The following is a 23680-nucleotide window of genomic DNA, read 5'->3' on the forward strand; positions in this document are numbered from 1 at the left end:
AACCAATAAAAGTTGACAAACCGATTTTATTGGTCGTTTGAGCGGACATCCCCAAGAAACCGGTTTCTATGATAAGTCTTGGGTTTTGCAGCGAAATATCTAGGAAGAAACCGGGTTTCTGACCCAGCGCGCGGATCGTCCTAAACTACTAACTAATGACTCATGACTCATGACTCATGACTACTGACAATCGAGCATCCAGGATACAAGCCCCCGGATTCATTCCGAAAGCAGACTCAGGACCCAGAAATAAAAAACCTGTATCCCATGAAACTTGCCCCCCGAATTTATCCGTGGTCAATGCTTCAATTCTTTAATCTAAAATCTAAAATCTAAAATCTCAAATCGATTGACTTCTTTATTTATGCTTGACTATGATTTAGTGATTATTGGTGGGACTCCTGCCGGACGTTATGCTGCTTTGACTGCCACTAATTTCCCGGCTCGCGTTGCTTTGGTGGAACCGCTAAGTAATTCCCAAGATTTGCCGACAGGGGGGAAAGAGTCGATCGACCTTGGTTTGAGATACAGCCAAACTTTGAGGGAGGCTGCTCGTTTTGCTCAGCAGATCAGCCGCCAGCAGTTGGGGGTTCGCTGGGAAGTCGCGAATTCCTCTATGCCGCTCAAATTAGGGTTTGACGGGGTTCTAAAGTGGGCAGATGATGTTGTTTCTAATTTGTCAGAAATTGATTCTCTCGGTCTTTTGGCTACTCGCGGTGTCGATGTTATTTTTGGCAACGGCGAGTTTGTTGCGAAACCGGATTTGGCTTTTGTTGTCGGCGGGCGAAAATTGCGATCGCTCTGTTATTTGCTAGCTTGTCCAACTCTGCCGGCGATTCCCAATATTGAAGGACTTTCGTCTGCTGGCTTTTTTACTTCGGAAACTGTCGGAAAATTAGCAAAACTTCCAGAGTTGCCTAAAAGTTTGGCTGTAATCGGTGCAGATCCCAGCGGTGTCGAAGTGGCTCAGACTTTGGCTCGGCTGGGGGTTGCTGTTACTTTGGTAGTGAAAAGTTCGCACATTTTGGCTAAAGAAGACCGAGAGGCTGCTGGGTTAGTTCAAGCTGCAATGGAAGCTGAAGGAGTGCGGATTCTGACTGCTACTGAGGTGACTCAAGCGAGGGTGATTGATGGTAAAAAGTGGATTCAAGCTGGGCCAAGGGCGATCGAAGCTGAGGAGATTTTTCTGGCCTCCGGTAGAGGGCACAATTTTTCATCGTTAAATCTCGAAGCGGCTAAGGTTAAATTCAGCGATCGGGGGGTGATTTTAAATGAAAAGCTGCAAACAACTAATCACCGCATTTACGCGATCGGCGATGTGGCTGGGGGTTATCCGTTCCTTCATATCGCTAATTACGAAGCTGCAGTTGCTGTGAAAAATGCTTTGTTTTTGCCAATGTTTCAAATAGATTATCGCGGGATTCCTTGGGCGATTTTTTCTGACCCGCAATTGGCGAGGGTTGGCTTGACTGAAGCGCAAGCAAGGCGTCGTTTTGGAGATGATATAATTGTTTGTCGCGAATATTTCAAGAATGTTGAAAGAGCTCAAATGTCCGGGGATACAACTGGTTTTTGTAAGATAGTCGGGCGTCGCAACGGGGAGATGTTGGGAGCGAGTATTGTGGGGCCACAAGCTGCTGAGTTGATTCACGCGATCGCCTTGGCTGTGCGTCACGGGATGAAAGTTGAGGCGATCGCCCAACTTCCTTATATTTGGTCGAGTTTTTCGGCAATTAACGGTCAAACTGCTGCTGTTTGGGAGTCACAGCGCTTTCGCAGCAATACTTTTATCCAGAATTTGTGGGAGAATTTGTTTCACTGGCGCAGGTATTGGAACTAAAAAAATCAAAGGGGTAATTGGTAATTCGTAATTGTAAGTATGTGAGTGGCAAAATATAATTGACTTGGGCTAGTTCCATAGTCTACTTCTGAACTTTGGCATTAAATGCCTGATTCACTTATTAGACTGGGGCAGCTTTTTGTGGCCTCTCGACAAATAATTCGGCTGGCAATTCCCTGAATCTCAATTTATATCAAATCTGACACACAAACTCAATTTGCCCTGCTTAGCGCTTTAAATTACACTCCGCCCGAATTGTATTAATGACATTAAATTATAACCTAAACTAGACTTTAATTTTAATAGGCGATCGCATACAAGCATCGGTGTAAAAAAAATACTCTTAAGTACCTGATGAGCCTCTTAAATTCCTCTTCTATCAACTGCTGCCCTTCACTCAGCCTTAGCCTCCTTCATTTTCTACTTAGTCTTAACTAAAGTATCAACATCTCTTCCATTAAAAATTCAAGTATTGTTTTAAACTCGTGTTTTCATAATTTGAGCCACAAAGTATATTAAGAAAAATGTAATTCACTGAATACCAGAGTAGAGCGAGCGAAAATAGTAGATAGTAACTCTCAGAAGCTTCGGGCTTGACAAAAGCAGTAGGAATACCTAGATATGGCTACCATAACAAATCTTGTTCTAAGATATGAGATTAACGAGCAAATATACGCAGGTAATCGAACTCTAGTTTATCGTGGCATTCGCTCTTAAAATGGGCAGCCAGTCGCGATCAAACTGCTGCGCAATGACTTTCCCCACTTCAAAGAACTGGTTCATTTCCGCAACCAGTACATCATTGCTAAAAACTTAGAGATCCCTGGCAGTGTCAAGGCATACAGCCTGGAGACTTACCATAACCATTATGCTCTGGTGATGGAAGACTTTGGCGGAATTTCCTTAAGTAACTACCTTGCTAGTGTCGCATCCGATAGCAACGAATCTCTAGAAGGGTTGCCCGTTAACGAGTTTCTTCCCATTGCCATTCAAATTGCCAACGCCCTTGACGGACTTTATCGCCACCACGTCATCCATAAAGACCTCAAACCAGCCAATATTCTAATTAACCCCACCAGCAAAGAAGTGAAGCTGATTGACTTCAGCATCGCTTCCCTGCTGCCTCGCGAAACCCAAGAAATACAAAATCCCAACGTCCTCGAAGGCACTTTACCCTACATATCTCCCGAACAAACTGGCCGGATGAACAGGGGTATTGACTACCGGACAGATTTCTACTCTTTAGGAGTAACATTCTACGAATTACTAACAGGAAAGTTACCATTTCAAACGGATGACCCAATGGATTTGGTACACTGCCACCTCGCCAAACAACCTATCCCAGCCTCAAGTGTAAACCAGAGCGTTCCATTGGTGCTGTCTGAGATTGTCAGCAAACTGATGGCGAAGAATGCTGAAGCTCGCTATCAAAGCGCCCTAGGACTCAAGTACGACTTAGAAACTTGTTTATTCCAGTGGAAAGAGACAGGGACGTTGACTAACTTTAAAATAGCGGAGCGAGATTTGTGCGATCGCTTCCTCATCCCAGAAAAATTATACGGTAGAGAAAGGGAAGTATCCTCCTTACTGGCCACCTTGGAGCGCGTGAGTGCAGGTAGCACTGAAATGATCCTCGTTTCTGGTTTTTCTGCTATTGGTAAAACCGCTGTCGTCAACGAAGTTCACAAACCAATTGTGAGACAGCGAGGCTACTTTATTAAAGGAAAATTTGACCAATTTCAACACACCCTTCCCTTTACAGTATTTGTCCAAGCTTTTCGCGATTTAATGGGACAACTGTTATCGGAGACAGATGCGAAAGTTGAACCATGGAAGTTGGAAATTTTGGCCGCCTTGGGCGAGAATGCTCAGGTAATCGTTGAAGTCATTGCTGAACTCGAACGTATTATTGGACAGCAAGCGCCTGTGCCCGAACTTTCTGGAAGTGCTGGTCAAAATCGCTTCAATTTGTTGTTTGAAAAATTTATTCAAGTCTTCACAACAAAAGACCATCCTTTAGTGATTTTCTTGGACGATTTGCAATGGGCAGACTCAGCATCGTTAAAATTAATTCAACTGCTGATGAGCGACGTTGATAACTGCTATCTCTTTTTAATTGGAGCTTATCGGGATAACGAAGTTTTTCCAGCACATCCATTGATGCTGACGTTAGCAGAGATTCAAAAAACTGAAGCAAAGGTGAATAATATTACCTTAGCACCACTTGATAGAGCCGACGTAAATTGTTTAGTTGCCGATACTCTAGCTTGTTCTACAGCGTTGGCTCAGCCTTTGACAGAACTCGTTTATCAGAAAACCCAAGGCAATCCATTTTTCAGCACACAATTCCTCAAATCTTTGCATGAAGATGGGCTAATTGAATTTAATTTTGAGCTTCGTTATTGGCAGTGCGATATTGCCCGAGTGCGAGCCTTGGCACTAACAGATGATGTTGTAGAATTTATGGCACTTCAGTTGCGGAAGTTGCCAGCCCAGACACAGGAAGTTTTAAAGTTAGCTGCTTGTATTGGCAATCAGTTTGATTTGGCGACGTTAGCAATTGTTGATGAAAATTAGCCCGAAGAAACCGCATCCGCTTTATGAAAGGCACTACAAGACGGGCTAATTTTACCCATTAGCGAAGTTTATAAGTTTTATCAAGCAGAGGGAAATAGCGAATCGGTAATCGGTAATGGAAAGAAATCTGACCAATTACTAATTACCCAGGAGCAATTACCCAAATATAATTTTTTACACGAGCGCGTCCAACAAGCTGCTTATTCTCTGATTCCAGAAGACCAAAAGCGATCGACTCATTTAAAAATCGGTCAACTGTTATTACAGAATACACCAGAAGCCGAGCGAGAAGAAAGAATTTTTGATATTGTCAACCACTTGAATGTGGGAGTTGAGCTAATTACTCAGAAACCAGAACAAGAGCAATTAGCACAATTGAATCTGGTTGCTGGAAAGAAAGCGAAAGCTGCTACAGCCTATTCTGCTGCGGTTGAATATTTGAACGCGGGAAGGGAATTACTGACAGCAAATAGCTGGGAAAGTCAGTATAAACTAACTTTGACCCTGCATGAGGAAGCAGCAGAAGCTGCTTATCTGAACGGCGATTTTGAAGAAATGGAGATATTAGCTATAAGAGTGTTGCAAAAAGCTATATCGCTGCTGGACAAAGTGAGGGTGTACGAAGTGCAAATGCAATCTTATATGGGGCAGAATAAGCTACAAGAAGCGCTAGGTATGGGGCTACAAGTGTTAAAGCTGCTCGGAATAGAGTTTCCCAACTCGCCAAACCAATCTGATATCGGACACGCGCTGATCCAAACCACTTCAATTTTGAGCGGAAAGGAAATTGAGAATTTAATCGATCTCCCTCAAATGACAGATCCGCATCAGCTAGCAACTATTAGAATTCTGTCAACTCTATTTTCCTCTGCCTACATAGCGCTGCCCTCCCTAGTGCCTTTAGTAATTTGCAAACAGTTAGCCAAACCTTATCCATTCGAGCGATGACATGAAGATTATGGACAACAGCGACTCGGCGTAGAGAGAAGAGATTTTTCCGCTGTCCAATATAGCGAGCACGGTTCCTCTGCCAATGCCCAATATGAGCCAGAGAGTGTTCAACTGTAGTACGTTTTCTTAATTTTTTTTGACCTGCTTAGTCTAAACTCCAATTTTTTCATAATTCTAATAATCTCCCTCCTGTATTATCTTTGTCAATACCCCCTGACCTGAATCCTTACAGTTCACTCACCATTTCTCTAAAATAATCGTTTTTGGTTTTCCCCTCCTTTTTATCATAAATTCTGTAATTTATTGGGACTGAGTAACCATTAATATCCCTGTAAGATAGGGGGATTAAATTTAAGCAAATTATGGTTTTATGAGCCTTAACGGATCAAAAGTAACTCATTAATTCGGCTTTTTGGGGTCGCTATAAATCTTTTCTATGACTGTATCGTCTACACTCAGTAGCCCTCCTTCCAGATTTAGGATTTTCTCTATTGTCTTGAATAAATCTTTGGGTTCGTATCTCTCTCCACAAAAATCTATTGATGCTGTCATGCGAAACATCTCCCAATATTTCTGATAACCTGCTACACCCTCCCAACTTTGGCTCTGACAGCAAAAATAACCTGTAGATGTCTATATTGCATTGTGATGTCGAGGGTTTAGTTATTTTTCTCATTGTCCTATACCTCGAAAGTAGACGACCCATATTTATCAATACACTACTTTGTTATTTTGTCAATGCGTAAGCCCTAGAAAATTATCCGAAGATACCTGCACATAACGGCACAACCGAAAAAACAGACTCAGACTTCAATTGAACCTTTTCTGTTCCCGATCGGTCTAAATTCTAGGCAGACCCATCAGGTCTAATTTATATGTACTTCGTAAAGCACTTTCAGATAAAAAAAGAGCTGACTCCGTGGCTTAGCGGACTCCTCGCCGCTTCCCTGCTGGCAGGAGTAGGCTACACAGCTTACAGCCAGCTAACCGTCAAATCCAGCCGCGAAACCAGACGCAGGGAAAAAACCGTTGCTGTCGAAAGGGTGAACCTGCCGATTACAATTTCGGCAAACGGCACAATAGTGCCCGAACGTTCCGTTAACGTCAGCCCCAAAACTTCAGGAATGCTCAAAAGTTTGCTTGTCAAGGAAGGAGATAAGGTTGAACAAGGGCAGATTCTCGCCTACATGGACGACTCCAACCTCCAAGGGCAACTTACCCAAACTCGCGGACAACTCGCAGCCGCCGAAGCAAACCTGCAAAAATTGCTCAACGGCAATCGCACCCAGGATATTGCTGTAGCTGAGGCAGCGTTAGCAGAACAACAGGCAAGTCTGGAAAAATTGCTCAACGGCAATCGCACCCAGGATATTGCTGTAGCTGAGGCAGCGTTAGCTGAACAACAGGCAACGTTGCAAAAATTGCTCAACGGCAATCGCACCCAAGATATCGCCGTAGCTGAGGCACAATTAGCTGAACAACAGGCAAATTTACAAAAATTGCTCAAGGGCAATCGACCTGAAGACATCGCCCAAGCAACCGCCAAACTCAGAGATGCCGAATACGCCAAAAACCAAGCTGAGGAAGACTTTCAGAGAAATCAGGAACTCTATAATGCCGGGGCGATTGCTTTGCAAGTTGTCAACAACTCCCGCACTGCGCGCGATCGAGCTCAAACGCAAGTCAGACAAGCCGAACAAGCTGTAGCTTTGCTGCAAGCGGGTACTCGCCCTGAAGAAATCGCTGCGGCGCGGGCTGCTGTGGAGCAAAAACGGCAAGCTTTGACCCTGGCGCGATCGGGCGCACGCCCCGAAGACATCGCAGCAGGGCGGGCCGCCGTCGAGCAAAAACGGCAAGCTTTGGCCCTGGCGCGATCGGGCGCACGCCCCGAAGAAATCGCAGCAGCCCAGGCCGCCGTCGAGCAAAAACAGCAAGCTTTGGCGCTGCTAGAAGCCGGTTCCCGCCCGGAAGACATCGCCCAAGCCCGCGCTCAAGTTCTCGCCGCTAGAGGCAGCCTGCAAAGCGTTCAAGCGCTGATCGACGACACTGTGCTGCGGGCTCCTTTCACCGGCACTGTCACCCGCAAGTACGCCGATCCGGGCGCTTTTGTGACTCCCACTACGGCAGGTAGTGCGGTTTCTTCGGCGACTTCTTCTTCGATTTTGTCCTTAGCTTCAAAAAATCAATTAGTAGCAAACGTAGCAGAAACTAATATTTCTCAGATTCAGATCGGCCAGGCTGCGTCTATTCAAGCCGATGCTTTTGCGGGAAAGACTTTTGCAGGTAAAATCACTCAAATTTCGCCTCAGTCGATCGTCCTGCAAAATGTGACAAGTTTTGAGGTAAAAGCGGCAATTATTAATGACGATAAACAAATGCTGCGATCGGGCATGAATGTGAATGTTGAGTTTAAGGCTGGTGAACTTAAAAATGTTTTGGTAGTCCCGACTGCGGCAATTGTCCGCCAACAAAGGGAAACGGGGGTTTATGTTCCGGGTGGAGAAGATGGCAAACCTGCTTTTATGCCGATTAAGACTGGTATGACGGTGGATGACAAGACGGAAGTGCGATCGGGTTTGAAAGGAAATGAAAAAGTGCTGCTTAGTTTACCCCCCGGATTGCGGCCTAGATCCCAAAATCCATCGTCGGGGGGGATTCCGGGTTTGCAACCGGGTGGTAGAACGCGCTTGCGTTAATAGTTAGTCCGCGCAGTCGGGGGTAGTTGGTTCGTCGCAGAGTCCGCCAGGGATTGAAATCCCTGTCTCATAGCGAAAGTCCTCTGAAAGAGGACTGAAGAGTTAGTGGATCTACATCGGTTTTAGACGAATTTTTAGTCTGTTTCAACCGACTTTAGCTATGAGACGGAGGTTTCAACCCCCGGCGGATCGTGCCACAAATCATATCGTTTCCGGCTGCATCATTAGACGAATTTTCAGTCGGTTTCAACCGACTTTAGCTATGAGACGGGGGTTTCAACCCCCGGCGGATCGTGCCACAAATCATATCGTTTCCGGTTGCACCGTCAGGTGATAAATTACGGGCCAATTTAGGCATAATTCTTAGAAGTGGCCACCAAATAACAAATAACAAATAATATGAAATTACAGACTCGGCCCCGTACCAACAAAATCTCTAATGTTCAAATCGCGTTCATGGCGACAGAGGCGCTGTGGAATAATAAGTTGCGTACCAGTTTAACTATGCTGGGCGTAATTATTGGGATATCTTCGGTAATTGCCATTACTTCGGTGGGACAGGGTGTACAAAAATCAACTGAAGAACAGTTAAAGGCTTTGGGTACAAATGTGCTGTTGGTTTTATCCGGCGCTTCTCGATCCGGCGGTGTCAGTCAGGGAAGCGGTTCTGCTACTACCCTTACTTGGGATGACGCTAAGGCGATCGGCAAACAAGCTCCTGCAGTTAAGGCAATTTCGGCTTATTTGCAGCGCCAAGTGCAAGTCGTTTATGGCGGACAAAATTCATTTACTTCGATTTTGGGAACGGATTTAAACTATCCCGATGTCAAGAACATTCAACCCCAAGAAGGACGGTTTTTTAACGAGGATGAATTGAATGCTGCTGAGCCAGTAGTTGTCCTGGGTTCTAAGGTGCGAGACGAACTTTTTGGAGCCGGAGTTAATGCGCTATCCTCGGATATTCGCATTCAGGGAAACCGCTACAAGGTCATTGGAGTGATGGAAAGCAAGGGGTCTGTAGGGGGCACCGATCAGGACGATCGAGTGTATATTCCCCTCAAAAATATGTCTTCGCGGATTGTGGGGAGAAATTCTTTAGCGGGGATTGCGATCTCGGGTTTTTGGTTGGAAACTGCGGGCGAAGCGGATTTAGCGGATGCTCAATTTCAAGTGGAAAATATCATGCGCTTGCGCCACAATATTTATCCGCCACAACCGGATGATTTTCGAGTTGTCAATCAAGCTGAAATCGTTAATACTTTCAGCAATGTGATAGGTTTATTTACGGTGATGGTGGGTTCGATCGCCGGAATTTCTTTGGTGGTTGGCGGTATCGGTATTGCTAATATTATGTTGGTGTCTGTTGTGGAACGCACTAAGGAAATCGGGATTCGCAAAGCGGTAGGCGCTACTAATGCAGCAATTCTCATTCAATTTATGGCGGAATCTATTTTAGTTTCCACTGTGGGGGGTACGGCGGGTATTGGGCTGGGAGTTGCGATCGCCTTTGGGGCCTCGACAGCGTTCAAATTTCCGTTTGTGGTTTCTGTATGGTCGATCGCGGCAGGTTTTGGGCTATCCTTTACTGTAGGCTTATTGGCTGGAGTGCTACCGGCTCGGAATGCGGCTCGCTTAGATCCGATCGCAGCTTTGCGGAATGATTGAAGTTAGTGACTTCGCCCCAGTTAAATTGAACAGTCATGGACGCAAGTGTCACAATTATAGTCCTGGACGCACAAGTGGTCATAAACTGGGTTTGGTGGACGATCGGACTTCGTTGTCGGCCACAGATTCGCTAACGGGACTTCGACCAAAATCATGTCAAAAATGGCTGCAAACTCCAATAGGTAAACAGTTTGAGATTGAATTGGCTTGGGTCTCCAATTGACAAGGGTTTCAGCTAGTTTAAGGGCCTCAAACTCTTTCCCTTACCTAGAGTGGGTTTCAGCTAGTTTAGGGGCTAGAAATTTCTAAGTTCAATTAGAAATAATATACGCTAATTCAAATATAATAACAAAAACCCCTTATCCAACACGCAATTTCCATGTTAGAAGCATTGGTATTGGCAACAGTATTTTGCGGATTTTTTGGTATTATCTTTAAAAAGAACCTGCTCATGAAAATCGTCTGTATGGATGTCATGAGTACAGGGGTTATCGCCTATTACGTGGTGGTGGCATCGCGAGAAGGCTTGCTGACACCCATTATTTCAAAGGGGGAAAATGTCGCTTACGCCGATCCGGTTCCCCAGGCGGTGATCTTAACGGCGATCGTGATCGGCTTTTCAGTTCAGGCTTTAATGCTGGTCAGTGTGATGAAGCTGGCACGAGATAATCCGACATTAGAAAGTAACGAAATCGAGATGAATAATACCCCATGAATATCCTGACGCTAGCCTGGATTGGACTCCCGTTTTTTGTCGGGTTTACTATTTATTTGATTCCGAAGTTTGACAAGCATCTCGCAATATTCGGAGCGATCGTATCTGCTGCTTTTGCATGCGAACTTTTTACGATACCGTCAGCGGTGACGCTGAAGTTACTGGATAATTTCAGCGTGACTTTGCTAGTCGATAGCTTGAGTGGCTACTTTATCTTAACCAATGCCTTAGTCACGGCAGCGGTGATTATCTACTGTTGGCCCACAGATAAGACGGCATTTTTTTATGCACAGATTCTCATGGTGCATGGCAGCCTGAATGCGGCTTTTGCCTCTACTGACTTTATTAGTTTATATGTGGGGTTAGAGGTCAGCGGCATTGCGGCGTTTCTCTTGATTGCCTATCCTCGCACCGATCGCTCGATTTGGGTAGCCTTACGCTATCTATTTATTAGCAACACGGCAATGCTGTTTTATCTAGTCGGTGCCGTGCTGGTTTATAAGGCAAGTAATTCGTTTAGTTTTGCCGGCTTGGGCGCAGCGCCCCCAGAGGCGATCGCTCTGATCTTTATGGCACTCCTGGTTAAGGGAGGTGTGTTTGTATCGGGGTTATGGCTACCGTTAACTCACTCGGAATCAGAAACGCCAGTGTCGGCTTTGCTGTCAGGAATTGTCGTTAAAGCGGGGGTATATCCCCTCGTGCGGTGCGCGCTGATGGTGGAGGAGGTGGCACCCATCGTCCAGATTTTCGGAGTCGGGGCGGCGTTTATGGGCGTGTTCTATGGCATCTTTGAAAAGGATACCAAGCGGATGCTGGCGTTCAGCACGGTTTCGCAGTTAGGGTGGATTCTCGTAGCCCCGGAAGTGGCAGGCTTTTATGCCCTCGCCCACGGCTTGGTCAAATCGGCGCTATTCCTGATTGCGGGTTCTTTACCCAGCCGCGACTTTAAGGAATTGCGACAAAAGCAGATCAATACTAAGCTCTGGATTGCCTTAGTCGTGGCTAGCCTTTCGATCTCAGGCTTTCCTTTTTTGGTTGGCTTTGGGGCAAAGATGTTGACTTTGAAGAATTTGACACCGGCTTATGCGATCGCCATGAATGTGGCAGCAGTAGGAACGGCTATCCTATTTGCTAAATTCATCTTTCTGCCCCGTGGTGGAGAAGCAAAATCAAAACCCGGTTTTTGGCCTGCGGTGTTGCTGTTGCTAGGTGGGCTGATTGCAGCCTCCTTTTATGTTGAGGCTTATACGCTGGAAAATATGCTTAAGGCGATCGCCATCATCGGCGTTGGTTGGTTAGCCTATTTTCTAATTTTTCAACGCACGGCAATCAAACTGCCACGTATGCTTGAACAATTCGATCATTTGGTCGGTTTTATGAGCTTGATTTCGATCCTACTATTCTGGATGGCATTACCAAAATGATTGGACAGCTAATATTAAGACTGACGATCTGGTTTCTACTGACAGCCGATTTTAGTTTTGCAAATATTGCGATCGGCATCATCATTGCTGCCCTGTTGCCGCGCAGCTACGCACCCCCGGAACCTTTGAGGGAATGGTTGGGGGCGTTTGGTCAAATAGTCAGGGCGATTCCGATAGCTTATATAGAAGCTTTTGAACTCATCCTCCGCCCCCATAGGCACGAAGATGTGATCATGCAAAAAGTGCCAAACCATCGCTCGCCCTTGCTGATATTCCTAGATGTCTTCGTGATCACTTTTACTCCCAAGACGATTGTCGTGAAATATCACGAAGAGGGTTTTTACGAAGTACACCAAGTGCGACGGACATCAAACACCTAGCTCAAGTTTCTTTCTGAATGATTTAACCGCTCTTGACGCCGATTCAGAGAAGAGAAGAGAAGAGAAGAGAGAAATGAATAATTCCGATTTAGCTCAGTAAGAAAAATCAGGAGTCCACACAATTGAACAACTTGAACAACTTGATTCTAATTGCGATGATTCTGGCTCTGCTCATACCCATGTACGAGGTATGGAAAGATCATGATATCTGGCAGACAATGTTGGCCTTTGCCAGTATTTCGAGCAAGGCGGCAATCATCGCTCTCGTCATATCCGTCTGGCGCGATGATTGGATGATCGGTGTGGTGGCGGCGATTATCCTCAGTGTGGGTAATGCTGGCTTGATGTTGTTGGCACATATAATCAAACGTATCACTGAAGCATGATCGTAATAGATGTATTGAGCTATACCTGCATCGGTATAGGGATTTTTTTCTGGTTTTGGGGTACTTCTTTCCTACTTGGGAAGCGATCGGTTCTATATAAACTGCACAGTCTTTCGGTATCAGATACGCTGGGTTCGATCGCGATCGTCGTCGGATTGCTGCTGAAAATACCCAGTAAATGGCCCCTGCTGATTCTGGCGATCATTTGCTTAGCAACCTGGAACACAATGCTGGGATATGTGTTGGCCTATTGTTCCAAAACAGGGAGTAACTATGAACGATAATAGCTACATTTATGTCCTCGTCGCTCTGCTACCCTTAGCTGCTGGTATGGTGGTATTTCAGGTCAATCCATACCACGCCTTGCTACTGCGGGGGGTATTGGGAGCGATCGCCGCCTTGGTGTATACAATTTTAGGCGCGGGGGATGTGGGCTTGACCGAAGCCTTGATGGGTACTCTACTCGCGATTACACTTTATGCAGTGACGGTGCGTTCATCCTTCGTGCTGCGTCTGGGTGTAATCGAAGAGGGGACAGAGGGCGATGCTATACCAAACGACAAAACCGCAGGTGATTTTAAGCAACTGATAGATGACATCCGCACGGTTTTTCAGAAACGCCACATGCGCCTGGAACTCGTTCCCTATGCGAGTGCACAGGCTTTGCAGCGGGCGCTGAGGGAAAAAGAAGTTCATGCAGCTTGTGCGCCACAAAGCCAATTGGAACACAGCGGCGAAGCGCAACTTTATAACACCGCAACCAGAGTTCGGCGTGTCTACGAGATCATGCAAAGCGAACTTTCATCACCGGGTACAACCCTAACCTATCTAAGTACACCAGACGCAGAGGACAAGCATTGATGAAGTGGGTTTACTTTTTATCAGGGATAGCGCTGTTTATCAAAATGCTGCTAATCGCCAATCCCACAATGGAGTTATCGCAGCAAAGTTCGATCGTCGAATTGGTTGTTCAAGATAGTGGAGTATCCAATGCGGTTTCCGGTATCATTTTGCGAAATCGGCTGTACGACACGATCTTTGAAGTCATAGTATTTACGATCGCCATCTTGGGTGCAAGTTTTATGCTAGCCAATGAAAGTCCGTCCTGCGCCATATATCAGTTTACCGATCAACCATCGATTATTTTGGCGCGATTGGGAGCGACGATTGCGGCCTTGGTGGGTATCGAACTAGCAATTCGCGGGCATTTAAGTCCAGGCGGTGGTTTTGCGGCGGGTGTAGCGGGGGGAACTGCGATCGGCTTGGTGGCGATTACCTCATCACCGCAGTGGATGCAAGAAATCTACCAGCGCTGGCACGCCGCGACTTTGGAGAAGGTTTCGGTACTTGTTTTCATTGTATTGTCCGTTATCACTCTGTCAGGATATGAGTTACCGCACGGAGAGTTAGGCACGCTTTTCAGCGGTGGCATTCTCCCCTTGCTCAATATCCTGGTTGCAGTCAAAGTCGCATTAGGATCGTGGGCGGTGTTGTTGGTGTTTATTCGCTATCGCGGATTGCTATAACAAATGTTCCGAACTCAAATCCATTGACATCGAAATTATTAATCTCTCTCTTCCTCTGCATCCTCAGCGTCAAGAGTGGTTAAATCATTCAGAAACAACCGTAAACGATATGACCCCTGACTCCTGATTCCTGGTATACAAGCGTCTCGCCTGTCAATTTCAACGGAAAAAACCTGGATGAGCAACCAACCTAAATTAGAAAAATACAAGCAAGAGATCGCAGATTTGTACACCCGCAGAAGCCAAAATTATGACAATAGCGATTGGCATTTGCAGATTGCTCAGCGTCTCGTTGAATACGGGCGAGTTAGTCGCGGACAGCAGGTTTTAGACATTGCAACTGGAACCGGCCATGTGGCGATCGCAGCCGCTCAAATTGTGGGCGCTGAAGGTCGGGTTATTGGCGTAGATATTTCGGCGGGAATGCTCGATGTAGCCAGAAACAAAGCTCTAGAATTAAATCTCAACAACACAGAATTTTTGCTGGCGGATGCCGAAAATCTCGACTTTCCCCGTAATATTTGCGATCGCATTTTTTGCTCTTCAGCCTTCATTTGGATGTCGGATCTGCACGCAGCACTCACTCACTGGCACACATTTCTCAAACCAGGGGGAATCATCGGCATTCATGCCTTCGCCGACACGGCTTTTGTCGGCGGAGTTGTGACGCAGAAAGTAGCCGAAAAATACGGCATTTCATTCAATATGAGCAAACCCACAGGCACGGTTGAAAAATGCCACAGACTGCTCGAACAAGCAGGATTTGAGGATGTAGATGTTAAAATTGAGCAAGATGGTAGCTATATCAGTTTAGAAAAAGCCAAGGCAATGTGGCCGGGAAATGCTCATCCGGCTCCCGGACAGTACCCGCCTCCTTTGTCAACACTTTCAACCAAGCAATTACGGCAAGTTAAGGCTGAGTTTGAGGTTGAATTAGAAGCATTAGAAACTGAACAAGGAATTTGGAACGATATCACCACTTTTTACCTATTCGGTCAGAAATAACAAGCAAGAAGAAGGAATAAGACTTATATAGCGAGCTTTTTAGTCATCCGTATTTTACGTTTATAAGGCTTACGCACGGGTAGTCAGAAACCGGTTTTTTTTGCTGAAAAGACGCCTTACACCTGCAGAAACGGTCAAAAACCTGGTTTCTTTGCTTTTGGTAAGTAATTCCGGTTTTACTGAATCAAGGTATGATAAACTTATAATGCGATCGCGGACACAGAGAATGATTTCTTTGATTTTGATACGGAATGGGAACATCTCCAAATTTTAAATAGTGAATTAGTAATTGAATTGAATACCTTAGCATTTGTTCAGATTTAAAATAACAAATAGTTTTTCATTTTATGCGCCCTAAAGAGTGCATTAATCTTGTATTTTCACCCTCACTATTATATTATTATTGCTAATAATCAGACATCCATCGGGAATAAACTGCGGGTAAACTTTCCACCATCTGTCATCTAAAAATTGCCTTTCTATGTATTAACAATCCACCATAGTAGTTCAAAGGTTTTTGCACGCTCGGTCGCCGAAAACCCATCCTAGAATACCTGGTTCAAAATGAGCTACTGATGTCCATAACCAGGTGCAAGTTTTTTTTGAGCCAACAAATGTTTCTAATTCATCTAATTCTCCCACTTCGGGAGTTGCTTGTGCGTCATAAAAATATGGCAAGAGTTTTTCTACTTGTTTGACCAAATTAATGATGGTCGTATGATGCACATTTTTGACTCTCTCAATTGCTCGAAAGCCCATATCGTTGACCTACATTTTGAGACATTCAAGTTTTGCCTCTGAAGAGTAACCTTTAGGAGGTTGATAGCAATCTATAAATAGTCTGCCACAACCGACACAAATATAATTCTGTTTATCTTTTTTCTGACCATTTTTAAGCTGTTGCGGCATTTAAATTATCTGTTAAAAAACAATCAAACATTGAGTGCGTAGGCATCCCGCCCGCCCATAATATGCAATTTAAATACGCGACAGCTTAAATGAAATTTTAATAAAATTGAAAAAAGTCAACAGTAAAAAAGCTTTCAGTAAAAACAAGTTTTTTTACTGAAAGCTTTTGACTTTTGACTTTTAGCACATCGAGTATTCAACTCAAAACTCAAAACTCAAAACTCTTAAGGCGCTGCCGCCGCCCTGCGGTTGGCAACAATCAGATTAGCCTGATACTCTGCCGCTTTTTGCTGAGCCTTTTGATAGTTCGGGCTGGTTGACGGTACGGCTCTCATGAGCTTAACCGCTTGCTGCCACTCGCTTGCTACTGCAATCCACTCATCTTGAGACTGAGCCTTCTGGGCAGAAATTGCTGCCTTCTGAGCTGTGTTAACGGCTTCCCTCCAAGAGTCAGGCTTAGGCGCGGCGGCTTTTGGTGCAGGAGAAGCTGGACCGGGGCTTGCTGGCGCAGCAGCAGTGGGAGCGGGTTTTGGTGCAGGGGAGGCTGCCTGTGGGGTGCCTGGAGATGCGGCGGTCGAGGATGCAGCGGCTTTAGAAGGGGGAGATGAGGGTTGGGGGGAGGGGGAAGCAGCTTCGGGGGCGATGGGTTCTGGGTTAGAGTCGCCGAAGGGGAAAGTTTTAGTAAAGAAAAGCCCTGCGATCGCCGCCAGAGGTACTAAGATACCCACAGGTATTACCCATTTGGGAAATTGTTTTTTCGGAGGCGGGGCTTGATCTTCGTCTTCGTCTTCGTCTTCCTCGTCGTCATCTCGATCGAATTCTCCTTCTTGATAATAGTCTTCGCCTTCGGGCTCGACATCATCTAAACCTACAGAGTCGTCAGGCATTCCACTATCCAAGGGGTAAGGCATTGAATCCGCAGGCATCAGATCGATTTCATCTTCCCACGCAGGCGATCCCTCACCTGTTCGACGCCCGTAAACCTTTACAGTGTGAATTGATTCGAGTCCCAGCTTCGTCATGCCGGTGCGGATGAAATCGACCAATACCATTTGATCCGGTACTTTGTCTGCCTCCAGAATTATGTGGAGGCAGCCGTTGTCCCGCGTCACATCGGCGTTGATGCCTTTGGGTTTGAGTGTACGGTTGATGCTAGATGCGATCGCGTTTGGATCGCCTTGCTTGAGCAGTTCCCGCGGGTTCTGTTGTGTCATGGGTAGCGCTCTTTTTTTGGGGGGGGTGGAGAGCCGGCAAATAATATTAACCGATCGGCATTCGGCGGACAATATTTATTTACCACATTAACTTCTACTTTGGCATTCTGAAAATATTTCTAGTATCTAGTCAACTACCCACCATCAAGCGGAGTACCGCCGGAGATGTGGGCTTGCATCTGAACTCCACCGCAATTCCGAGAACCTAGATAGGATTTCGGCTTTAGTTTCACAGTTCGACACATTAGGGGATGCTGACAAAATCCCCGTGCTAATCCAGTCTTGCCGGACTAACAGCGTTCTCATTGCAATGTTTCTTGCACCCACCAAATCAGCGTGTAACTCGTGACCGCAACACTCACAGCGAAACAGCAGCCCTTTATTCGGTCTGTTTGCATCTGAAGTATGACCGCATTTAGGGCAACTCTTCGACGTGTAATGCGCTGGAACTTTAGTTGCTAGCGAACCATTTAGATTGGCTTTGTAGTCGATATACCCGTGTAACTCGGCATAAGACCATTTAGCCTTATTTCTGTTGGCTCGGCGCTGTTTTTTACTAGCCTTTTTTTCAGACTTAGATTTAGTTCTCTTCCGCATCCCGGTCAAGTTCTCTAAGCCAATTAAGCTGTTGGGTTTGGCGATTTCCTTGCTGATTTGGTGGTTCACATCAGCGATAAACCGTCTTTCTCTTCCAGACAAGGAGATTAATCTTCGCTTTGCCGAACGAGTGCCTTTACGCTGAAGAGTCTGTCTAGCTTTGTGATAGCGGTTAGCTTTGTGTCTGGCTTCTTTGCCCGAGTAGAATGTAGACTTGTTTTGCAAGTCGGTTTCTACCGCTAAGTAGCGCATACCCACATCCACGCCAGCAATTCTGGTCGTTTTTACCGGCTCGATTTCAGGCACTTCCACTTCAATGCTTACCATTAAGTAGTAAACCTTGGAAGAGCGCTGATAGACAATTTTAGCGGCTCCAATTTTAGCACCGCTGGTAATTAAATCTAGATGCTTGCTGTATCCAGCATACGGAACTACTATTCTGCCTTGCAGTGTGATAATGCTCACTTGCTGCTCGGTTTTAAAAGAGTAGTCCCGCTGGTAGTTTAGGGTACAAGTTCGAGAAATATACTTGGGAGGTTGATCCAGTCCTTTGTACCGTTTCTTCCTGTACCCTTTGGCAATAGCATCATTAGATTGTTTTACTTTCGACCACAAAGTCTTGTAAGTCGCAGAAACTTGTCTGGGTACATTGCAAGCCATTTGCGCTCCCAGTCCAAATCGCACTCGCAATTCGTTGTAGACAGCTTTCTGCAACTTAGCGCCGTTACTGGTTTTGCCCGCTTCAAAAGCGACTCGCGAAGTGTAGTTCAAGGCATCCCGGTAAGCTAAGGCCGTCCTCGCCACCAAGCTTTTTTGCTCGGTGTTCAGGTTTAGCTTCAGTTTGGCGGTGATTACTTGGGACATTATCTTCACAAACTCTGAAATTATTTTAACTCGTGAAAGTCGTAATAGTAATCGGCAGAGCCAGATTTGTTCGTTTCTCGACCGCCCCCTCGCAGAACCGATATCTAAAGATTGTCGGTTCTGCGAGGGGGCGGATCTCTTCACTCACGCGCATTCCTCCCGTCACTCACCTGGGTACAGGTAGAGTGCGGGACTCCTGCTGTTTTAGTTGACCTTTTGCCCCGCGATCGGGCATCAAGCACATAGCCGAAGAAAGAAATTTGTTGTAAAAATTTACAGTAAGGAGCCGATCCTGTGCTCTGTCGCGCATCAGCGAAACAAGCTAGAAAGTTCTATAACTTTGGTTTGCAGGGTTGAGTTTTCTTCCCGCCCCCGCTTTAAAGAAGCTTCTAAGTCTAGCAGCAAAGGCAAACTTTTTTGTAGTTTTTCTAAGCTGGCGTTCTTGACTTCTTGCCGAAAATAGTATACTCGTTTCGGATTGCCTAGATCTAGAGCTTGAGCAATTTTATCATCGCGATCGCCCGCTTGGATCATCGCCTTTACCCACAGCCAAATCCGAAACTTACCAGTCAAGCCAGCCACAATCCTCAAACCAGGCTCGCTGCGGGCCGTTAAGCCTGCCAATAAATCCAAAGCGACGGAGGTATTTCCCTCGCGAATCGCATCGGCTAGCTGGAAGGTATTTTGGGCGTGACAGTGCACTAATGCTGCCACTTCCTCCGGGTTAAGAGGTTGGCTGCGGTTGCCCGCAAACAGTCGCAATTTTTCGAGTTCGCTGTATAGCCCGCGGGTATCGCTGCCAATGGATTCGGCCAAAAGTTCGATCGCTGTGGCGGTCAATTTTACGTTCATTTCGCCGGCGACTTGGCGCACCCGCTGGACTAATTCTTTGTCATTCCAAGGCGGAATCGGTGAAAATTCTCGAAATTCGCCGGACTCTTTCAGTAACTTGGTAGATTTGAGCCGACTGTCGGGTTTTTTGACCGATGTCAGCAGCAAAACGGTGGTAGGGGGAATCACCGGCAGCGTTCGTTCCAATTGGGCTAACAGTTCTGGAGAGCACTGCTGGGTTACAGTCGTATTTGCCAGCCAGACAAAACGGCTGCCGGTACCGAAGGGCGGCGTTAAGGCTCGATCGAGCCCTTCGACCACAGCGTCGGGTCGATCGGCAATAATCTTGTCATAGTTAAAACTAGCCCAGTTGGGGTCGAGGACTGTTTGGCGCAAACTTGTCACAGCCTGCGCCATCGCAAAGTCGTCTTCTCCCCAAAACAGGTAAATTTGCATAAACGCTCACTAGCCAAAAAAATTACAGTTGCACGCGAGGCTTGTCCAACATATCCTGAATAGGGCTGTTGGAAGCCCGCGCCATAATATAAAATTTGGTGTGGGAGTATGTCACCGCGAGGAAATCAAGATTGGATGATACTTATCAAGCTTACGTAAATCGGGTGGCGCGAATGACGCTGCTGGACTCCTACAAGTCCCAGGTGGAACACATTCAGGAATCTCCAAAATTTAAGCCGGACGAAGCTGGTCACAGAGATCCTGTACCTTTTCCGGGTTATTCGGTGATTACGCCGCCTGCTGGGGAAGATGCAGAAAATGCTGCACTTTATAGTAATTTGCATTCGATCCAACAACGGCTATTGCAGGAAATAGCGGACGGTGCGATCGTGGCACTGCCTCCTGATACCTTCCATTTAACCGTAGCTGATTTGATTTGGAGCAGCGCTTTTCGAGATGCCTCTGATAAAAATCCCGAATTTGAGGAGCAACTGCGCTCGCGCATGGCCGATCGTTTTGCCGCCTGCAAACCCTTGGCGGGCGGCGCCCCCATTCGCTGGACAGTGCTGGGGTTGATGGTGATGACTAGAGCTGTGGGTGTTTGTTTAGCACCGACGGACGAAAACTCTTACAAGCAAATTCTGGAGTTTCGCCGATCGATCTATCAAAATCCCGATTTAATGGCTTTGGGAATCGAACAGCAATATCATTTTACGGCACACATTACTCTGGCTTATTTTGGGGACGTAGGGCCGAACCTTGACCGCGATCGCCTGTGCGCTTTGCTGTCAGAGTTAAACGAGCAATGGCTGGACACGCCGCAAGAACTGTCTGTACACCGAGTGGAACTGCGGAAGTTTGACGACATGACCACCTACCTCCGGCAACCGGACTGGCCTGTGTTTGAGTTTTAACGAAGGAAGAGGGAAGAAGGAAGAAGGAAGAAGGAAGAGGGAAGAAGGAAGAAGGAAGAGGATCGATGTGAAGATTTTTTCCATCTCCCACTCTCCCACTCTCCCACTCTCCCACTCTCTCGCCCCCTCTCCCCCTCTCCGCTGTGGCAATAGTCAGGATATTGCCTATTAAATGCTTTAATTATTTTTGTTTGACAGTAAAGTCAAGGAAAAAATTTATGAAAAACCAGGAAAAATCAGTAATTCTGGTTTTTTACTTTTTGCTTAAAAAGTGACAGTACACGTTGTTGGTATAGGTTTAGATGGAGCTGCTGGGCTGAGCGAATCGGCGCGGCAGGTTGTAGAAATGGCTGCTCTGCTAATAGGGAACGAGCGCCATTTGAGCTATTTTCCCCAGCACGATGGAGAGCGCTGGGCGTTGGAAGATTTGACCGAAGCAATTCTGGAAATTCGGCGCTGGTGGGCGACCCAAGCCGAATTAGAGCCCTCTGCAGGGACGGTGGAACACCGCGATCGACCGATCGTAATTTTAGTGGCCGGCGACCCGCTGTTCTACGGCTGGGGAAAGTTGTTAATTGCCCAATTGCCGGCAGAAGAATTGACTTTTCACCCCCACGTCAGTTCTGTGCAGTTGGCTTTTAATCGCTTGAGAATCCCTTGGCAAGATGCTCATTGTGTAGGCTCTCAAGGACGCTATTTTGAGGAGCTGACGGCGAAGCTGAAGCTCGGTGTGGAGAAGATTGCGGTGCTGGCGGACGAAGCTCACACTCCGGCTGTACTCGCAAGTTTGGTGAAAGCTCTAGATTTGCCGACACGCTACGAGTTTTGGGTTTGCGAAAATTTGGGGGCGGCCCAGGAACGGGTAAGCCACAAGTCTCTGGAAGCTTTGCTGAGAGAGTCTTTTGCACCGCTGAGCGTGGTTGTGATGCTGCGGGATTCCCCGCCGAGGGCAGAACCTTTGGATTTGGAAAAGTTGCCTTTGTTGGGAATACCGGATGCAGCTTTTATCGGTTGTGGCGACAAGCCGGGTTTGACGGTTGAACGGGAAGTGCGGGTGTTGGTGCTGGGACAATTGGCTTTGCAACCGGGACAAGTTGTCTGGGATGTGGGTGCTGGTAATGGTTCTGTGTCGATCGAAATTGCTCGTTTATTCCCGCAATCTGAGGTTTACGCGATCGAACAAACGGTTTCTGGTACTTCTGCGATCGAGTTCAACTATGGCCGTTTTGGGCTGCAAAATGTGTTCTCGATTTACGGAACCGCCCCGGAAATCTTGCACCGCTTGCGTCCTCCGCACCGGATTTTTATTGGCGGTAGTGGCGGAGGGTTGACTAAAATTTTGGGCGTTTGCGCGCTGCGGCTGCTCCCTGGAGGCTCGATCGTGCTTGCGTTGGATGCTTTTGAGGATATTGCTACTGTTTTGAGCTGGATGGGCGATCGGATGCGCCGGGAACCGCACTGGAGTTACCGAATCGTGCAAGTGCAGTTATCGCGTTCTGTGGCTGGGGGGAATTCAACTCGTTTTGATGCGTTGCGGCCGGTTTCGATTGTGACGATCGATCGACACTTGAATTAATGTCTGATTTTTAACCGCAGATTAACGCAGATTAATGCCTGTGTTATCTGTGTTTTTTGTGGTTTTAGTTCTCGCTTGATTGAATCTAATCTTTTTTTACTGCCGAGGAAGAGAGGAAGAGAGGAAGAGAGGAAGAGAGGAAGAGAGGAAGAGAAGAGGTAATTTTAAAGGGGTTTGGGGTATTAGGTTTTAATTTTTAATTAAGAACAGTACGGCTGCTGTTGCTAGCAGTAGCAGAATTCCGGCGGCACCGGCTAGGGGTTTTGCTGCTATTCCTGTAATCCATTCTGGTACGCTAGAAGTAGGTTTAATGGCGCCTTCTGTATCTACGGTAGTTATACCCCAAATCCAAGCTGCGTGAATGCCGATCGCCAATCCCAAACTGCCATTGTCGGCGATGCGGGCTAATGTTAAAACCATCCCCATCAGCCACAATCCGGGCAGTTGCGGTAGAGTTTCTTTGGCGGCCCAAATTAGGTGGGCGATCGCAAAAATGAAACTGGCGATCGCTGCTGCGATTAGCAATGAGTAATCTTGCTGGAGGATTGTTTGCAAGCAGCCGCGAAAGATTAACTCTTCTGTGGCGCTAATCCACAGTGCTAATAACAGAGTCAGCAAACTAGCTGGGGTAAAAATTAAAGTCCAAAAATTAAATTTTTTTTCGCCTGTTTCGGTGGAAATTTCCCCGATTTGTAGCTCGACCCAGCCTGCGGTTAATTGCAGACCGAATAAAATTACTAAGCTGATTATTCCTAATCCTAATCCCCGCATTAATGACATCAAAACTACGGGTTGCCAATCCCAACCCCAGTTAATAAAAGATGTGTTTTCGATCCAACTTGTCGCCCATAAAATGAAGGGGACAATCACGTAGAGGGAAGCGAGTAAAGGTAGTTTTTTGTTTCCCAGGGGTTGGGGTGGATGCCATTTGAGGGCGAGCGCCAGCACAATCGCTGCGGGAAGCCACACAACAATCCAAGTTGAGAAAAACAAGATTATTTTGACAATTGCTGGTATTGACGGCGACAGCAGTCGCAGGTTGTTTATGCTATTCACATTTAAGGGGTTGCAACTATAATACTGTTGACTGTTGGCTGTTGACTGTTAACTGTTAACTAATGACTAATGACTAATGACTACTGACTACTGCCAAC

The 23680-nt window shown here is 46.4% G+C and carries 17 protein-coding genes and 4 pseudogenes; 14 read left to right on the plus strand and 7 right to left on the minus strand.

Annotated elements, in window-relative coordinates; genetic code table 11:
- Window positions 1-364: 364 nt before the first annotated feature.
- Window positions 365-1840: an NAD(P)/FAD-dependent oxidoreductase gene (locus QUB77_RS07240; protein ID WP_333172323.1), complete on the plus strand. Its 1476-nt coding sequence runs from the start codon at window positions 365-367 to the stop codon at window positions 1838-1840.
- A gap of 621 nt (window positions 1841-2461) precedes the next feature.
- Window positions 2462-5338: pseudogene (locus QUB77_RS07245) on the plus strand (ATP-binding protein); the annotation flags it as partial.
- A 10-nt stretch (window positions 5339-5348) separates the two neighbouring features.
- On the opposite strand, the pseudogene QUB77_RS07250 reads toward QUB77_RS07245, so the two are convergent.
- Both QUB77_RS07250 and QUB77_RS07255 read right to left on the minus strand, forming a co-directional pair.
- Window positions 5349-5510 (minus strand): annotated as a pseudogene (locus QUB77_RS07250) (IS5/IS1182 family transposase); the annotation flags it as partial.
- An 87-nt stretch (window positions 5511-5597) separates the two neighbouring features.
- Window positions 5598-6044: pseudogene (locus tag QUB77_RS07255) on the minus strand (hypothetical protein); the annotation flags it as partial.
- A 199-nt stretch (window positions 6045-6243) separates the two neighbouring features.
- On the opposite strand from QUB77_RS07255, the gene QUB77_RS07260 reads away from it, so the two are divergent.
- The 10 genes from QUB77_RS07260 to QUB77_RS07305 all read left to right on the plus strand — a co-directional run bounded on the left by QUB77_RS07260 (window position 6244) and on the right by QUB77_RS07305 (window position 15165).
- The gene (locus QUB77_RS07260) at window positions 6244-8064 is read left to right on the plus strand and encodes an efflux RND transporter periplasmic adaptor subunit (protein ID WP_333172321.1); all 1821 of its coding nucleotides are present in this window, start codon (window positions 6244-6246) and stop codon (window positions 8062-8064) included.
- Between the two features lie 456 nt (window positions 8065-8520).
- A complete protein-coding gene (locus tag QUB77_RS07265; protein ID WP_333172319.1) occupies window positions 8521-9729 on the plus strand; it encodes an ABC transporter permease in 1209 nt (402 codons plus the stop codon).
- Between the two features lie 379 nt (window positions 9730-10108).
- Window positions 10109-10444, plus strand: coding sequence for a cation:proton antiporter subunit C (locus QUB77_RS07270; RefSeq protein ID WP_333172317.1), 336 nt, complete (start codon window positions 10109-10111; stop codon window positions 10442-10444).
- A complete protein-coding gene (locus tag QUB77_RS07275) occupies window positions 10441-11868 on the plus strand; it encodes a cation:proton antiporter (protein WP_333172315.1) in 1428 nt (475 codons plus the stop codon). The genes QUB77_RS07270 and QUB77_RS07275 overlap by 4 nt, the downstream gene beginning before the upstream one ends.
- On the plus strand, window positions 11865-12248 hold the full coding sequence (locus QUB77_RS07280) for a Na+/H+ antiporter subunit E (RefSeq protein ID WP_333172313.1): 384 nt from the start codon (window positions 11865-11867) through the stop codon (window positions 12246-12248). Before QUB77_RS07275 ends, QUB77_RS07280 begins: the two co-directional genes overlap by 4 nt.
- A gap of 155 nt (window positions 12249-12403) precedes the next feature.
- On the plus strand, window positions 12404-12634 hold the full coding sequence (locus QUB77_RS07285) for a hypothetical protein (RefSeq protein ID WP_333172412.1): 231 nt from the start codon (window positions 12404-12406) through the stop codon (window positions 12632-12634).
- A complete protein-coding gene (locus QUB77_RS07290; protein WP_333172311.1) occupies window positions 12631-12918 on the plus strand; it encodes a monovalent cation/H(+) antiporter subunit G in 288 nt (95 codons plus the stop codon). Before QUB77_RS07285 ends, QUB77_RS07290 begins: the two co-directional genes overlap by 4 nt.
- Window positions 12908-13495, plus strand: a complete 588-nt coding sequence (locus QUB77_RS07295; protein ID WP_333172309.1) for a DUF4040 domain-containing protein — start codon at window positions 12908-12910, stop codon at window positions 13493-13495. The genes QUB77_RS07290 and QUB77_RS07295 overlap by 11 nt, the downstream gene beginning before the upstream one ends.
- Complete coding sequence (locus tag QUB77_RS07300) at window positions 13495-14160, plus strand: Na(+)/H(+) antiporter subunit B (protein ID WP_333172307.1); 666 nt, start codon at window positions 13495-13497, stop codon at window positions 14158-14160. The genes QUB77_RS07295 and QUB77_RS07300 overlap by 1 nt, the downstream gene beginning before the upstream one ends.
- 177 nt (window positions 14161-14337) lie before the next feature.
- Window positions 14338-15165: a methyltransferase domain-containing protein gene (locus QUB77_RS07305; RefSeq protein WP_333172305.1), complete on the plus strand. Its 828-nt coding sequence runs from the start codon at window positions 14338-14340 to the stop codon at window positions 15163-15165.
- A 184-nt stretch (window positions 15166-15349) separates the two neighbouring features.
- Here the strand turns inward: QUB77_RS07305 and QUB77_RS07310 are convergent.
- The 4 genes and pseudogenes from QUB77_RS07310 to holA all read right to left on the minus strand — a co-directional run bounded on the left by QUB77_RS07310 (window position 15350) and on the right by holA (window position 20036).
- A pseudogene (locus QUB77_RS07310) lies at window positions 15350-16074 on the minus strand (IS1 family transposase).
- 224 nt (window positions 16075-16298) lie between these two features.
- Window positions 16299-17288, minus strand: a complete 990-nt coding sequence (locus QUB77_RS07315; RefSeq protein ID WP_333172303.1) for a hypothetical protein — start codon at window positions 17286-17288, stop codon at window positions 16299-16301.
- 144 nt (window positions 17289-17432) lie between these two features.
- Complete coding sequence (locus QUB77_RS07320; RefSeq protein WP_333172301.1) at window positions 17433-18749, minus strand: transposase; 1317 nt, start codon at window positions 18747-18749, stop codon at window positions 17433-17435.
- Between the two features lie 309 nt (window positions 18750-19058).
- Complete coding sequence (holA, locus tag QUB77_RS07325) at window positions 19059-20036, minus strand: DNA polymerase III subunit delta (RefSeq protein WP_333172299.1); 978 nt, start codon at window positions 20034-20036, stop codon at window positions 19059-19061.
- 173 nt (window positions 20037-20209) lie between these two features.
- Between holA and QUB77_RS07330 the strand changes: the two genes are divergently transcribed.
- The gene (locus QUB77_RS07330; protein WP_333172410.1) at window positions 20210-20950 is read left to right on the plus strand and encodes a DUF1868 domain-containing protein; all 741 of its coding nucleotides are present in this window, start codon (window positions 20210-20212) and stop codon (window positions 20948-20950) included.
- Between the two features lie 271 nt (window positions 20951-21221).
- On the plus strand, window positions 21222-22526 hold the full coding sequence (gene cbiE, locus QUB77_RS07335) for a precorrin-6y C5,15-methyltransferase (decarboxylating) subunit CbiE (protein WP_333172296.1): 1305 nt from the start codon (window positions 21222-21224) through the stop codon (window positions 22524-22526).
- Window positions 22527-22715: 189 nt separating this feature from the next.
- Here the strand turns inward: cbiE and QUB77_RS07340 are convergent, their stop codons facing one another.
- Window positions 22716-23582 (minus strand): CPBP family glutamic-type intramembrane protease, encoded by an 867-nt coding sequence (locus tag QUB77_RS07340; protein WP_333172294.1) that lies wholly within the window; start codon window positions 23580-23582, stop codon window positions 22716-22718.
- Window positions 23583-23680 lie beyond the last annotated feature (98 nt).

The sequence above is a fragment of the Microcoleus sp. AT9b-C3 genome, from assembly GCF_036705485.1.
Classification (GTDB): Bacteria; Cyanobacteriota; Cyanobacteriia; order Cyanobacteriales; family Microcoleaceae; genus Microcoleus.

Excerpts from the sequence above, each read along its gene's own strand:
- QUB77_RS07290 (WP_333172311.1), top strand. The coding sequence starts at position 12,631 with ATGATCGTAATAGATGTATTGAGCTATACCTGCATCGGTATAGGGATT.
- QUB77_RS07300 (WP_333172307.1), top strand. The coding sequence starts at position 13,495 with ATGAAGTGGGTTTACTTTTTATCAGGGATAGCGCTGTTTATCAAAATG.
- QUB77_RS07320 (WP_333172301.1), bottom strand. The coding sequence starts at position 18,749 with ATGTCCCAAGTAATCACCGCCAAACTGAAGCTAAACCTGAACACCGAG.
- QUB77_RS07260 (WP_333172321.1), top strand. The coding sequence starts at position 6,244 with ATGTACTTCGTAAAGCACTTTCAGATAAAAAAAGAGCTGACTCCGTGG.
- QUB77_RS07305 (WP_333172305.1), top strand. The coding sequence starts at position 14,338 with ATGAGCAACCAACCTAAATTAGAAAAATACAAGCAAGAGATCGCAGAT.
- QUB77_RS07315 (WP_333172303.1), bottom strand. The coding sequence starts at position 17,288 with ATGACACAACAGAACCCGCGGGAACTGCTCAAGCAAGGCGATCCAAAC.
- QUB77_RS07265 (WP_333172319.1), top strand. The coding sequence starts at position 8,521 with ATGGCGACAGAGGCGCTGTGGAATAATAAGTTGCGTACCAGTTTAACT.
- holA (WP_333172299.1), bottom strand. The coding sequence starts at position 20,036 with ATGCAAATTTACCTGTTTTGGGGAGAAGACGACTTTGCGATGGCGCAG.
- QUB77_RS07275 (WP_333172315.1), top strand. The coding sequence starts at position 10,441 with ATGAATATCCTGACGCTAGCCTGGATTGGACTCCCGTTTTTTGTCGGG.
- QUB77_RS07295 (WP_333172309.1), top strand. The coding sequence starts at position 12,908 with ATGAACGATAATAGCTACATTTATGTCCTCGTCGCTCTGCTACCCTTA.
- QUB77_RS07280 (WP_333172313.1), top strand. The coding sequence starts at position 11,865 with ATGATTGGACAGCTAATATTAAGACTGACGATCTGGTTTCTACTGACA.
- QUB77_RS07270 (WP_333172317.1), top strand. The coding sequence starts at position 10,109 with ATGTTAGAAGCATTGGTATTGGCAACAGTATTTTGCGGATTTTTTGGT.
- QUB77_RS07285 (WP_333172412.1), top strand. The coding sequence starts at position 12,404 with ATGATTCTGGCTCTGCTCATACCCATGTACGAGGTATGGAAAGATCAT.
- QUB77_RS07240 (WP_333172323.1), top strand. The coding sequence starts at position 365 with ATGCTTGACTATGATTTAGTGATTATTGGTGGGACTCCTGCCGGACGT.
- QUB77_RS07330 (WP_333172410.1), top strand. The coding sequence starts at position 20,210 with ATGACGCTGCTGGACTCCTACAAGTCCCAGGTGGAACACATTCAGGAA.